This is a genomic window from Haloarcula argentinensis DSM 12282, assembly GCA_000336895.1.
Taxonomy (GTDB): domain Archaea; phylum Halobacteriota; class Halobacteria; order Halobacteriales; family Haloarculaceae; genus Haloarcula; species Haloarcula argentinensis.
In genome coordinates this window covers 331986-345565 of the sequence record AOLX01000015.1, presented here as the reverse complement: position 1 = coordinate 345565, position 13580 = coordinate 331986, and the positions used below count along the sequence as shown (strand labels likewise).

General features: G+C 64.6%; 11 protein-coding genes. 9 read left to right on the top strand and 2 right to left on the bottom strand.

Annotation, left to right across the window (positions count from 1 at the left end; genetic code table 11):
• Nucleotides 1–17: 17 nt before the first annotated feature.
• On the top strand, nucleotides 18–947 hold the full coding sequence (locus C443_RS08465) for an ArsA family ATPase (protein WP_005535575.1): 930 nt from the start codon (nucleotides 18–20) through the stop codon (nucleotides 945–947).
• A gap of 375 nt (nucleotides 948–1322) precedes the next feature.
• On the top strand, nucleotides 1323–3062 hold the full coding sequence (locus tag C443_RS08460) for a glutamate--tRNA ligase (RefSeq protein WP_005535573.1): 1740 nt from the start codon (nucleotides 1323–1325) through the stop codon (nucleotides 3060–3062).
• Here C443_RS08460 and C443_RS08455 read toward each other — a convergent pair.
• The gene (locus tag C443_RS08455) at nucleotides 3049–5496 is read right to left on the bottom strand and encodes a PAS domain S-box protein (RefSeq protein WP_005535571.1); all 2448 of its coding nucleotides are present in this window, start codon (nucleotides 5494–5496) and stop codon (nucleotides 3049–3051) included. The two genes, C443_RS08460 and C443_RS08455, sit on opposite strands and share 14 nt — an antisense overlap.
• A 136-nt stretch (nucleotides 5497–5632) precedes the next feature.
• Here C443_RS08455 and C443_RS08450 point away from each other — a divergent pair, with 136 nt between their 5' ends.
• The 7 genes from C443_RS08450 to C443_RS08420 all read left to right on the top strand — a co-directional run bounded on the left by C443_RS08450 (nucleotide 5633) and on the right by C443_RS08420 (nucleotide 12547).
• On the top strand, nucleotides 5633–6616 hold the full coding sequence (locus C443_RS08450) for an alpha/beta hydrolase (RefSeq protein WP_005535568.1): 984 nt from the start codon (nucleotides 5633–5635) through the stop codon (nucleotides 6614–6616).
• A gap of 49 nt (nucleotides 6617–6665) precedes the next feature.
• Nucleotides 6666–6995 (top strand): 4Fe-4S dicluster domain-containing protein, encoded by a 330-nt coding sequence (locus C443_RS08445; RefSeq protein WP_004593526.1) that lies wholly within the window; start codon nucleotides 6666–6668, stop codon nucleotides 6993–6995.
• Between the two features lie 205 nt (nucleotides 6996–7200).
• Nucleotides 7201–8055 carry an electron transfer flavoprotein subunit beta/FixA family protein gene (locus C443_RS08440; RefSeq protein ID WP_005535565.1) on the top strand — a complete coding sequence of 285 codons (855 nt, stop codon included), beginning with the start codon at nucleotides 7201–7203 and terminating at the stop codon, nucleotides 8053–8055.
• A 2-nt stretch (nucleotides 8056–8057) separates the two neighbouring features.
• The gene (locus C443_RS08435) at nucleotides 8058–9722 is read left to right on the top strand and encodes an electron transfer flavoprotein subunit alpha/FixB family protein (protein ID WP_005535563.1); all 1665 of its coding nucleotides are present in this window, start codon (nucleotides 8058–8060) and stop codon (nucleotides 9720–9722) included.
• Entirely contained in the window at nucleotides 9715–11376 is a 1662-nt protein-coding gene (locus tag C443_RS08430) for an FAD-dependent monooxygenase (protein WP_005535561.1), read from the top strand. The genes C443_RS08435 and C443_RS08430 overlap by 8 nt, the downstream gene beginning before the upstream one ends.
• Before the next feature lie 11 nt (nucleotides 11377–11387).
• Nucleotides 11388–11747, top strand: coding sequence for a hypothetical protein (locus C443_RS08425; protein ID WP_005535560.1), 360 nt, complete (start codon nucleotides 11388–11390; stop codon nucleotides 11745–11747).
• Nucleotides 11748–11815: 68 nt separating this feature from the next.
• Nucleotides 11816–12547, top strand: a complete 732-nt coding sequence (locus C443_RS08420; RefSeq protein WP_005535559.1) for a GNAT family N-acetyltransferase — start codon at nucleotides 11816–11818, stop codon at nucleotides 12545–12547.
• Here the strand turns inward: C443_RS08420 and C443_RS08415 are convergent.
• Entirely contained in the window at nucleotides 12544–13518 is a 975-nt protein-coding gene (locus tag C443_RS08415; protein WP_005535558.1) for an LLM class flavin-dependent oxidoreductase, read from the bottom strand. The genes C443_RS08420 and C443_RS08415 overlap by 4 nt on opposite strands.
• Between the last annotated feature and the right edge of the window lie 62 nt (nucleotides 13519–13580).

Genomic DNA, 13580 nt, shown 5'->3' with positions numbered 1-13580 from the left:
GCTCCCTAGCGACGCCTGTGACCCGATTCCTCCTCTACGGCGGCAAGGGCGGCGTCGGCAAGACGACCGTGGCGGCAGCGACTGGCTACCAGCTCGCGGCGGCGGGCCACGAGACACTGGTCGTCTCGACCGACCCCGCGCACTCGCTGGCCGACGCCGTCAAGACCGAGGTCGGCGGCGACCCGACAAAAATCCGGTCGGGGCTGTGGGGCGTCGAGGTCGATCCACAGACGGGTATTGACCGTTACCGGTCACTGTTCGAGGCGCTGGCGTCGGAATTTTCCGATGCCGGTATCCGGATGGACGAAGAGGAAATCGCTGACCTGTTCACGACCGGCGTAATGCCCGGTAGCGACGAACTGGCAGCCATCGAGGGCATGGCGACGTACATCGAGAGCGACCGCTGGGACCGCGTGGTGTTCGACACTGCCCCGACCGGTCACACACTCCGCCTGCTTGACCTCCCATCGGTGATGGACCGCGGCGTTGCCACGGCGATGGACCTCCGGGATCAGGTTCATCGGAAAGTCAACACTGCCCGGACGATGATGTTCGGCCCGATGGCGAGCCGGCGCGATGACGGCCCCGACGATTTTACCGAGATGCGCACGCGGATGGAACGGGTCGGCACAGTGCTTCGAGACCCCGAACAGACCGCGTTCCGGGTCGTCACGATTCCCGAAACGATGGCCGTCCGCGAGACGGAGCGGCTGGTTGCGAAGCTCCGCGAGTTCGACGTGCCGGTGACGACGCTGGTCGTGAACAAGGTCATCGCGGATGCCGGCGACTGCCAGCGGTGTCAGGGCAAGCAGGCGGTGCAGGAGGAGGCGATTGCACAACTCCGGGAGTCGCTGCCCGGGCTGGATATTTGGACGATTCCCGACCAATCCGGTGAGGTGACCGGCATTGAAACGCTGGAGAAGGTTGGGACACATCTCGGAGGGTGAGCAAAACGTCGTGCAGGAACAGGCATCCGCGCGAGCAAAGCGAGCGCGGTTCATCGGAACCGAACTCGGTGGGGTTCCGGCCTTTTTCGCCACCGAAAGGCTCGCTTCGTTCGTCTTTCGAGCCTTGCTTCGTGGTTCGAGAGAGCTTCGCTCTCTCGTCATTACGAGGGGCGCTTGCGCCCCTCGAACGACTCCGCTCAGCAAGACCGCGTTTTTCGAGTCGAGCGGGACCTTCGGTCCCGCTGCCCATTCGAACGGGCGTATTGCGCCCGTGAGCAGAGAGCCGTCCCGCAGCGAGCGAAGCAAGCGAGGAACGGTGACGATGAAAAAGGTGGTCCGACGGCGTTTTGACCCTCCCAGTCGCAGGTTCCGGTAATGGACGACGAGCTGCGAGACCGAATCAGGGAGGCGGCGGAGACGAACGCCCTCCTCAACGCGGTCAAACACGACAGCGAGGCACAGGTCGGCGCAATAATGGGCCCGCTCATGGGCGAGAACCCGGAGTTCCGCGAGCATGGCGACGAGATTCCGGGCGTCATCGCGCCGGTCGTCGAGCGAGTCAACGGGATGGATGCCGCGGAGCGCCGCGAACGGCTTGCGGAGTTAGCGCCCGACAAGCTCGAGGAGTTAGAGAGCGAGGACGAGGGCGAGGACCACCCACTACCGGACCTGCCCAACGCTGAGGAGTACGACACCGTCCGGATGCGCGTCGCGCCCAACCCCAACGGCCCGTGGCACATCGGCCACGCGCGGATGGCCGCTGTCGTCGGGACGTACAAGGACCGCTACGACGGGGAGTTCATCTGCCGCTTTGACGACACCGACCCCGAGACGAAGCGACCGGACCTCGACGCCTACGACGCAATTCTGGATGCCATCGGCTATCTGGGCTTCGAACCGGACGACGTGGTCAACGCCAGCGACCGCGTCGAGACCTACTACGAGTACGCCCGCGAACTCATCGACAAGGGTGGAGCCTACACCTGCTCGTGCCCGCAGGGTGAGTTCTCCGACCTGAAGAACAACGGCGAGGCTTGTCCGCATCGCGACAAGGACGCCGAGACCACGCGCTCGGAGTTCGAGGCGATGGTCGACGGCGAGTACGACAGCGGCGAGATGGTGCTGCGGGTCCGGACCGATATCACCCACAAGAACCCTGCGCTGCGGGACTTCGTCGCCTTGCGGATGGTCGACACACCCCATCCGCGCGAAGCGGCCGAAGAGTACCGCTGCTGGCCGATGCTGGACTTCCAGAGCGGACTGGACGACCACCTGCTGGGGGTCACGCACATCATCCGCGGCATCGACCTGCAGGACTCCGCAAAGCGCCAACAGTTCGTCTACGACTACTTCGACTGGGAGTACCCGGAAGTCATCCACTGGGGCCACGTTCAGGTCGACGCCTACGACGTGCCGCTCTCAACGTCGAGCATTGCCGAACTCATCGAGGATGGTGAACTGGCGGGCTGGGACGACCCGCGAGCGCCGACCGTCGCCAGCCTCGAACGTCGCGGTATCCGCGGCGAGGCCGTCGTCGATGCGATGATTCAGCTGGGCACGTCCACCTCGAACGTCGACCTGGCGATGTCCTCGATCTACTCGAACAACCGTGACCTCATCGACGACGACTCGGACCGGGCGTTTTTCGTCCGGGACAGCGACGACCACGGTGGCCTCGTCGAGCGCCAGATCGTCGGCGGGCCGGACGCCGGCGAACCGCCGCTGCACCCGGACTACGAGGAGCGTGGCCGCCGCGAGATTCCGGTGACGAACGGCGTCGCCGTCGAAGGTGACGACTTACCGGATCACGGCGAGCGCGTCTGGCTCAAGGGGTACGGCTGTGTACGCCACACTCGCGATGCCTTCGAGTACACCGGCGACGACATCGACGCTGTCCGCGAGGAGGGCGTCGACGTGATTCACTGGGCACCGGCTGACGGCCCGCGACTCCGCCTCCGGACGATGGACGGTGACGTGTCAGGTGTGGCCGAACCGGGACTGCTCGGCTACGACGCTGACGACGTGGTCCAGTTCGAGCGTATCGGCTTCGCCCGACTCGACGAGGTTGCCGACGAGGCCGAAGCGGAGTCTGTCGCGTACTTTACACATCCCTGAGGCTGTCGTCGCGGTCCGTGGTCGGGTCCTCTGTCTCGACGCCGCTGAACTCGAAGCGAGCACCGCCGTCTTCGCTATCGGTGACCGTTAGCTCCCAGCCGTGGGCCTCGGCAATCGTCTCTACTATCGCCAGACCGAACCCAGTGCCGTCGTCGTCGGTACTGTAGCCCGATTCGAGGACGTCGTCGCGCTGGTCCGGCGGAATCCCCGGGCCGTCGTCGGCAACGTAGAACCCATCTGAGGTAGCGCCGAGCGTGATGGTAACCGTCCCTGCACCGTCGGTCGCCGGGCCTGCTTCGGGCGTGGAGTCGTCCCTGCCGTGTTCCACGGCGTTCTGGATGAGGTTCTGGAACAGTTCGGCCAGGCGTTCACGGTCGGCCAGCACACGTTCTGGCGGGTTCTGAACGCGGCGTTCGGCCGCGCTCGTGGGTGCGGCGTTCCACGCCTGTACGAACGTCTCCCGAAGCGCCACCGGTTCGGGATCGCTGATGTCACGCCCTTCGCGGGCCAGCGTCAGAGTGTGGTCGATAAGTCCCTCCATTCGGTCCAGAGCCGCCGCCGCGGCCGTTATCGACTCGCGAACCTCCGAGCCGGCGTCCTGCGAGGCCAGCTCCAAGTGGCCACTGGCGACCTGCAGGGGGTTCCGGAGGTCGTGGGAGATGAGGCTGGCGAACTCGTCCAGCCGTTCGTTCTGGAGTTCCAGCTGTCGCTCCCGACGCTTCCGCTCGGTGATGTCCGTCACCACGGAGACGCTGCCGACCACTGAGCCACTGAGGTCGCGAATCGGGGCGGCGGCAAGGCTCACGTCGACACGGCTTCCGTCCTTTCGTTCGAGTTCCGTCTCGTGGCCCGACAGGCGCTCGCCTTCGAGTACCCGGGCGTGACGTTCGGCCGTCTGCCGTCGGTTCTCGTCCGGGATAACCGGAACCCTGTCGCCCAACACTTCGTCGGCACGCCAGCCGAACAGCTCCGTCGCGGCGGGGTTCCAGACCTCGACAGTCGCGTCGGTGTCAAGCGCAACGATCGCGACCGGGGCAGCCTCGACGAGCGTTTCGAGCCGCTCAGTCGTCACTGCGAGTTCGGACTCGATTTCCTTTCGCCGCGAGATATCTCGGACGATGCCGACGCGGCCGGACTCACCGCCGGCCAGTTCGATGTCTGCCGCATCGACTTCACAGGGGACCTGTTCGCCGGTAGCGGTCCGGATCAGGAACTCCGCCGAGCCGTCGTCCATCGGTTCGGTTTCCATCTGTCCCAGCACTGTCTCGAAGCGCTCGCCGACGAGACTGTCCTCGACGGTGCCGACCAGTTCGGCGAACGGGTCGTTGTACGTGACAAATTGGTCGTGCTCGTCGAGGACGTAGACGGGTTCGCTGACGCCCTCGAAAATCGTCTTGTACTGCGCCAGCCGTTGCTCGCGTTGCTTCCGCTCCGTGACGTCTCGGAGAACGACGAGCCGGCCAACGAGCCCGTCGAACCGGTCGGTAAACGGCGTCACTTCGAGTTCGACGAACCGCTGCTGACCGTCCACGGAAAGCGCGAGTTCCGACCAGTCCGACTGCCCGTCGTCCGCAATCGCGAGACTGTCCCAGGTCGGAATGACGGCGTCAACCTGCTGGCCCACGAGCGTCTCCTCGGGGCCAGCGAGGAGGGTTTCAGCTGCCGGGTTTGCATGGCTGATGCGGCCGTCGGTGTCCACGACGAGCGTTCCGTCGCCCATCTGTTCGACGATAGTTTCTTGCGCCGCCGGCACCGGGTCGAGTGTCTTGAACGTGTAGAGGCCGGTCGTCATCGCTATCCCGGAGACGCCCCAGGCGAAAATCGTGGCGTCCTCGGGTATCTGCAGGAAATACTGCTGGGTCAGTGCAACGGTCCAGGGAGCCAGCGCCGCGACGAGGACGGCCGCGGCCTGTGTTCGGTACAGGTGTCGCGAGCGGACGAACAACTGTATGAGAACGATTGTTCCGGCAAGCGCCGCGATCAGAATCGTTGCCATATGAGCGATAAACACTGGCGTGAGCCCGGCCCCCGGAGCCACCACCAGCGACCCTACCGAGCCGCTGGGCGGGAGATCAAACAGCGATATATCCGGCAAGAAGAACACGGCCACCAGCACCAGCAGGTCAAGCGACAGCAGCCCAACGGCTCGCCGCGTCACCGTTCGGTCGAAGTCGGCGTACTGCAGTGCGGCGGACAGCCACGCGATGGCAACCGCACCCTGCGCGACGGTCGCGACCTGCCGGGCAAGCAGTTGTGTCGACAGCGTCGTCGCACTGATGTCGACGGCGTAGCTGGCCGCACCGACCGCTAGAGCGAGGTGAAACACCACCATCGGCGTCCCGCCAGGCTCCTCGCGCTTACGCCATGCGAGCAACAGAAAGACCGCAGAAAGAGCCGCCAGGACCCACAGAACCGTCACAAAGCGGCCGTACATCGTTCCACAGTTTATTGCCGTGTTATCACTTTATTTTATCGGTCGATGGCGTACTGATAGTAAAAAAAGCGTTTGCTGTGGTCAGTACCCTCATTCATCGAATCCAGGATTGTCGAAAGCGGATAGCGTCGGGCTTATGTCCGCGACGGCCCGACTGTCGCCCGTGACAGACCGCGCCCCGGAGTCAGTGACAGTGCAGCGTGATATCCCGTTTCACGAGGTGGACGGCGAGACGCTGACGCTCGACCTGTACGACGCAGCGGCGGCTAGCGGCCCGAAACCGGTCGCCGTGCTGGTCCGCGGCGGCGCGTTCACTTTCGGCGACAAGGGCGAGTTCTCCCGCCACGCGCTCGATCTCGCCGCAGACGGCTTCCTGGTCATCGAGCCGCAGTATCGGCTCGCACCGGAATCGACGTTCCCGGCGGCGCTGGTCGACGTGAAAGCCGCTATCGAGTGGGCCCGGGCGGAGGGCGAAAGCTACGGCGCGGACACCAACCGAATCATCGGCGTCGGTCATTCGGCGGGCGCGAACCTCGTCCTGCTGGCCGCCCTAACGGCGGACGAGCCCGCGTTCGAACCCGAACTGTACCCCGGCGCGTCCTCGGCGCTGTCGGCCGCCGTCGGCTACGCCGGCGTCTATGACTTCCACGCGCTGGACAACGCTACCGATGTTACCGAAGGCGAGGGCCACCGCGCGTACCTCGGTGGCGGGCCCGATGATGAACCTGCGGCCTACGACCTCGCCTCACCGGTCGGGCAGGTGAACACCGACGCCCCACCGACGCTGTTGCTCCACGGCACCGACGACGATGTCGTGCCGCCAGCCCAGTCCGAACTGTTGGCCGACGCCCTCGGTCCCATGACCGATGTGGTTCACGAGACAGTGCCGTCGGACCACGGCTTCCCCTTCCACGGGGCCCAGTACGACGACGTGTACAAGCGGACTGTCGAGTTCATCCGGCGAGTCGGAACCGGCGGACCGGACACTGGCGACGCGACAGGGACGGGTGAGGACACCGGCTTGCCTGGCGGCAACCTGCCCGGGCCGACCGACCGCATCGACGACCTCGGACCGGCGGATACTCGGGGACCGGATCGCCGCGACGGCCCCGGATTCTGACGGTCAGGTCGAAAAGTTAAGTAGCTCGCAAAAGTGAGATAAGATACCAATGGCCATAGACCCGGAGTTCGAGGAGAACCGCGACGTTGTCGAACAGCACGATGGACACGATGTCTGGGGACCGGTCGACGAACCCGAGGAACTGGGCATCCACGGGACACACGTCGCCGTCGACTTCGATATCTGCATCGCCGACGGCGCGTGTCTAGAGGACTGCCCCGTCGACGTGTTCGAGTGGGTCGACACGCCGGACCATCCGGAGAGCGAAATCAAGGCCGACCCCGCCCACGAGGAGCAGTGCATCGACTGCATGCTCTGTGTCGACGTGTGTCCGGTCGACGCCATCGACGTGGACCCGGGCCGCGCCGGTCGTATCTGAAGCTATTGGAACCCCTGTTTCCGCGGAATTGCAGCATTCTACGCCCCAAATATAAATGGCTGATAGCTGTCAGTCTGTCGTCATATAGCGCGTTGTCCGGATTCTACCGCCCCTGAGACAGCTACGCCTACCTGTCATCCAGATTTGTAAACATACATTTATTATAGATTCTTGTGTGAGATACACTCACGAGGGTCGTGATAGCATGCATACAGTCGTGATGACGAAAGGCGTACCGGACTTCCGCGAGGGACAGGTGTCGTTCGACGAGGACGGCCATCTCGAACGGGGAAAGACACCGACGGTGATGAACCCCAACGACAAGCACGCGCTCCGGGCGGCGTTCCAGACGAAAGTCCGCAACGGCGGGCACGTCTCGCTGATGAGCATGGGACCGCCGGGGTACAAAGAGGTCTTACAGGAGGGAATGCGGGACGTGTACGCCGACGACCTGTACCTCCTCTCGGACCGCGAGATGGGGGCCGCGGACACCTGGGCCACCGCGATGACCGTCGCCACCGGCCTCCAGAACCTGGACGAACAGCCGGATTTGGTGTTTGCCGGGTTCAAGACGGCCGACGGCGAGACCGGCCACACCGGCCCCCAGACCTGCTGGTGCTTGGACTGGCCGATAATCACCCACGTTCTCTCGCTCGATATCGACGAGGACGCCGGCACCGTCCGGGCGAAGCGGCTGGTCGACGGCGATATCTCCGAGATTGAAACGGTCGAAGCGCCGATGCCGTGTTTCATCGTCGCCGACCCCGAGTTCGAACCGACCTATCGGAAGGCGAGCCACCGGCTGAACCACAAGGACCTCCGCGAGGAGACTCAGGAACGGGCCGAGGAGTACGAGGACCACCTCACGGTCTGGGACCACGAGGACCTCAACCTTGACCCGGACTACATCGGGCTGGACGGTTCCCCGACCATCGTCTCCGGGGTTGACCCGATTCCGAAGGCCCCTTCGGAGCGGGAGGCGACGATGATCGAGGCCGACGAACGCGAGGCGCTGGAACCGGTACTGGACGAACTCACCCCCTACGCGGCGGGTGACTGACTATGCCTGAAATCGATCCCACAGAACACGAGATCGCCGAGTTGGGCCCGAAAATCAAAGACGTCGACGACGCCGACGAACTGCGGGCGATGCTGGCGCTAGAGGAAGACGGCGAGGACCGGGTCCCGGTCAAGACGCTCATCGAGGATCGCATTGAAAAAGTCGAAAGCGAGGGCGACGGCGAAATCGATCCGAAAACCGTCGACCTGTCGGACCTCACTGTCGCCGACGTGGCGAACATGGTGCGAGAGGTCGACGACACCGACGTGCTCCGGGACTTGCTCGAACGCGAGAAAGCGGGCCAGGACCGCAAGACGGCGAAATCCCAGATAGAGAGTCGAATCGAGTCCGTCGAGGGGACCGAGGAAGCCGAGGGTGAGGAGACGGCGGAAGTCGAGTACGTCCCGCCGGAGGAGAAGTACCCGGACCTCGACCACCCAACCAACGACAAGCAGTGGGTCGAGGGGACCGTCGGCGCGGAGTACCGCGATATGTGGGTGTACTGTGAGACACAGGCCGGCGAACTCGTCGACGTGTCGAAGGAGATGCTCGGGAAGGCCCGCGAACTGATGGACGACTACAACGCAGCGTACGACGAAGAGGAGCGCGTCGTCGCCGTGCTCATCGGGGCCGACGCGGGCGACCACGTTGAGGATGTCATCGCCTGCGGCGCGGATCTCGTCGTCTATCACGAGGACGACCGCCTCGACCGCTTCCGCCATCAGCCCTACACCGAAATCTTCTGTGACATGGCTCGCGCCGGCGGCGACCTCGCCGCCGAGGGCCGTGAGGAAGTCGAGTGGAAGGATTACCACGAACCGCGCTACACCGTCTTCCCGGCGACGAACAACGGTCGGGACCTCTCGGCGCTCGTCCAGGGCGAACTCGACTCCGGATTAGCATCGGACTGTTCGGGGCTGTACATCGAGAGCACGATGATCTCGAACCCCGCGAAAGTCGGTACCGCCGGGGACAAGGAGGAGTTCGAGCGCGTGTTGCACATGAAGCGCCCGGACTTCTCCGGGTTCGAGTATTCGACGATTCTCTGTATCGACAAGCCCAACCGGGACTTCCACCCGCAAGGGGCGTCGGTGATCCCGGGGAGCTTCGAGATGCCCGACCCGGACTACGAACGCGACGGCGAGGTCGTCGACTACGAGATGGACCTCGACGAGGCGTGGTTCCAGGTCGAGGTCGAGGAGTACGACCGCCTCTCCGGCGGCGTTGACCTCACCGGCCACGACGTCATCGTCGCTGTGGGTCGGGGCATCGGCGACGACCCGACGCGGGGCATCGAGCAGGCGTTGGACCTCGTGGATGCCTTCGAGGACGCCGATCTGGGGCTCTCCCGGGGCGTCATCACTTCGTCGTACTCCTTCGACGGCCACGTCGAGCAGTACGTCACCGAGGAGCGCCAGATCGGCGAGTCCGGGCAGGAAGTCGAACCCGACGTGTACATCGCAGCGGGTATCTCCGGGGCGATCCAGCACAAGGTCGGCTGTGACGAGTCCGATACGATCATCGCTATCAACACCGACCCGGACGCCGATATCCGTGACTTCTCGGACTACCTCATCGAGGGCGATCTGTTCGAGGTGTTGCCGCAGTTGACCGAGGCTGTCGAAGCCGGTGAACTCGGCGCGATGATGGAGGCCAGCGATGACTGACGCTGTCGAGGAGTACGAAGCGGTCGTCGTCGGCTGTGGCCCGGGCGGGGCCGCCGCGGCGGCGACGCTCGCGCGGAACGGCGTCGAGACGCTGGTGCTCGAACGCGGCGTCGATGCCGGCTCGAAGAACGTCTCCGGCGGGCTCATCTACGCCGAGGAATCGGCCCCCTACACCATCGACGGGCTGTTCCCGGGCTTCCGCGAGGAGGCGACGGAGCGACCGGTGACGGAGAACATCATCCACAACATCGCCGGCGACAAGGTGAAGTCCTTCGACATCGGCGGCCTGCACCACCACGACACGGCGTGGGCCGACGCAGTACTCCGCCGGAAGATGGACTCGTGGCTCGCCCAGCAGGTCCACGAGCGCACCCGCGAGACCGGCGGCGGCCTGCTGACTGAGGTCCACGTCACCGGCCTGCTCCGCGAACGGGGGGAGATCGTCGGCGTGACGACCGAGGAACTGGACCCGATCAAGGCCGACATGGTCGTGGCGGCCGACGGCGTCAACTCGGAACTCGCCCGCGATGCCGGGCTGATGGACTGGGAAGAGCCGGAGGAGTGGTTCCAGGGCGTCAAGGCCGTCGTCGACATGGAGCCCGAACTCATCAACGCCCGGTTCGATGTGGCCCCCGACGACGGCACAGCCCACCTGTTCTCGGGTGACCTGTTCGACGGCGTCCGCGGCGGCGGCTTCCTCTACACCAACGAGTCCTCGCTGTCTATCGGTACCGTGTTCCACCTCGATTCCATCGCCGAGGAGCGGGCGGAACCCCACGAACTGCTCGACAGCCTGCTCACGCATCCGCTCATGGCCCAGTGGCTCGGCGACGAGTACGACGAGCGCGAGTACAGCGCGAAACTGGTTCCGGACTCGAAGAAGGCGGCACATCCCTCGCCACACAAAGACCGGCTCGTTCTGGTCGGCGACGCCGCCGGCCAGATGCAGGCCCAGGGCCCCATCATCAAGGGAATGAACCACGCGGTCACCGCCGGAGCGCTGGCCGCCGAGGCCTTCGCCGACGCGAGGGCACGAGACGACCCGTCTCAGGCCGGCGACCTGTACGAAAAGAAACTCAACGACGAGGGCGTGATGGACAAACTCCGGCCGACCGGGTACAGGGTGTTCGGACAGCTCGGCGAACTCGGCCCCGTCGACGACCTCTCGAACGCTATCGCCGACTCCGCCGTCGGCCGGTTCGGGGTCCGCGCGGCAGCCGGACTGCTCGAACGGGCCTACTCGTCACCGCGGTTGGTGTCGATGATTCCCGACACCAAACTGCCCTACGTGACGCTCCCGACAGTCATCGCGGAGGAACTGGGTGAGCCCGTAACGGACGAGAACACCGTCTCGCCACCCGACCTGGCCGACCGTATCGGCGACCTGACCTACGACGTGGGCGATCCGCACATCGAACTGGTCGACAAGTCCTTCGAGGCGTCCGGCACCGCTGTCACGGCCTGCCCGGTCAGCGCCGAGGACTTCGGCGGGGGCTGTTACCGCGACGAGATGGTCCAGACCAACGGCAGCGAGGAACACCTCGTGAGCCTCGACACCCAGCCTTGCGTCGAGTGTGGCACCTGTGCCATCGTCGCCGACACCGAGTGGGAACACCCCGCTGGCGGGAAAGGCGTGGAGTTCAATCAGGGGTGACCCGTTCGGTGATGAGTGGCCGGTACGACGACCGCCTTCGGGCGCTCTCCCGCCGAGTGGAGCAGACCCGCGAGTCACTGGACCCTGACCCGCCGGATGAGGAGCGCGCGATGGAACTCCTTCGGGAAGGGTTCGGCCCCACGGTAGCTCTGTACTGTGAGGCCCGGACCGGCGGGTCGTGGGTCCGCTTCTCCGAGGAGGAGTTCAAGCGACTGGAACGGACGATGAACGACTGGCTGGACTGCTATACCGCCTGCTACGGCGTGGAGTTAGCCGGCACCTACAGCGTCAGAACGGCCGCAGAGCTGCTCGTCGATACACACAACGCTCGCGACGTGGCAGTGCTTCTGACCGGCGTTCCGGACCAGTAGTGACCGTTTGCTTAGATATACATGGTTTTTGATAAAGGATTAAGTACTGTGTCGTGGTAGCTAATACCATGGAGTTAACAGAGCCACTGCAGTTCGACCACGAGGATCGACGGGATATCTACGAGTACGTCGAATCACACGGGTCCGTCGAACCGAGAGCGGCCCGGTCGGCGCTGCAGATGGACCCGCGGCCGTTCGGCCATCACGTCGCGATACTCAAACGCGACGGCGTATTAGAGGATATCGACGGGGAACTCCGCGTCGCCTACAACGACACTGTCGAGGAGGAGTTCGAGGCCGACGACATCGAGTTCACCATCCGCCAGGCGCGACAGGAAGACCTGACCGGACTCGTTGGAGCCATCCGGGCCGCAATCGGCGGCGGTGAGTACGTCGACGCGGAGACCGTCGCCGATGTGGTGGACAGCGAGGGTGTGTTGCTCCGACACAACGAACTGGAGTCGCGCATCTTCTTCGTCGCCTGCATCGACGACGACGTGGTCGGGTGGGTTCACCTCAAGCACCCGGAGGTGGAGAAACTCAGCCACACGGCAGAGCTAACGCTGGGTGTGCTTGAACGGTATCGGGGTCACGGCATCGGCTCCCAGTTGCTCGCCCGGGGCACCGAGTGGGCGGCGTCGAACGGCTACGAGAAACTGTACAACTCTGTCCCATCGACGAACGAGGATGCAATCGAGTTCCTCGAAGGCCACGGCTGGGACACCGAAGCTATCCGCGAGGACCACTACAAGTTCGGCGACGAGTACGCCGACGAGGTGATGATGGAGATCGACCTCTAACTCGGCCCCAGCGCCCGAATCGTCGTCCGAGCCAGCTCCCCGTCGACCTGCTGTGGCACAGTTAGCAGAAGCCGGTCGATGACAGCCCTGTCCGCAATTTTATCCCGTTTCTCTTGCGCCTGTTCCGGCGTCCCGGCGATGCCGAGGTCAGCCGTCATTTCGTCAGTGACGAGCTCCGTCGCCTCGCCGCGGTCACCCGCCTGCCAGGCGTCGGCGATGCGCTCCGCTCGGTCCGGATACGTCTCCGCGACCGCCCGGCGGTACCCCTCGCCGTTGCCGACGTAGTAGGCGATGTGCTGCCGGAGTTCTTCGGTGGCTCGCTCGGACTCCTCGTGGACCACTGCCGGCACGTACGGTGCGACGGTGATCTCGCTTGGGTCGCGGTCGGCATCGCGTGCGGTCTCGGCGATATAATCGAACGACGCTTCGAGTTCGGAGAAGGGAACCATGTGTGGGAGCCAGCCGTCGGCGAGTCTGGCGACGACCCGCCTGTTGGCCGGCCCGAGGGCGGCGTGATACACTGGCACGTCACGATCCAGCGGCGGCACGCCGCTGACAGAGACCACCTCGCCATCGTAGGTCACCCGCTCGTCGCTGGTCATGAGTTGCTTGATCATATCGATGGTCTCGTGGGCGCGACGGACCGGCCGCTCGAACTCCATGCTATGCATGTTCTCGATGGACCGGGCTGTACTCGTTCCCAGCCCCAGCACTGCCCGCCCGTCCGAGACCCTGTCGAGGGTCGTCGCTGTCATCGCCAGCACGGCCGGTGACCGCGAGAAGACGTTGAGTATCGCGCTGCCGATCTCGATGTCGTCGGTCCGTGTCGCGATGTCCGTGAGTTCGACGACGGAGCTAGCCCCCCAGAGTTCGTTCAGCCAGACCGAGTCGTAACCGTGGGCTTCGGCTTCGACGGCCAGGTCGATTGTGCTGTGGTCCTCGACGCGTGGCACGACGACTCCCAGATGCATGGTGTGACCGACTGCTGGAAACCTAATAAAGAATCGTGTTGATCCTGCCCTAGCGCTTTATC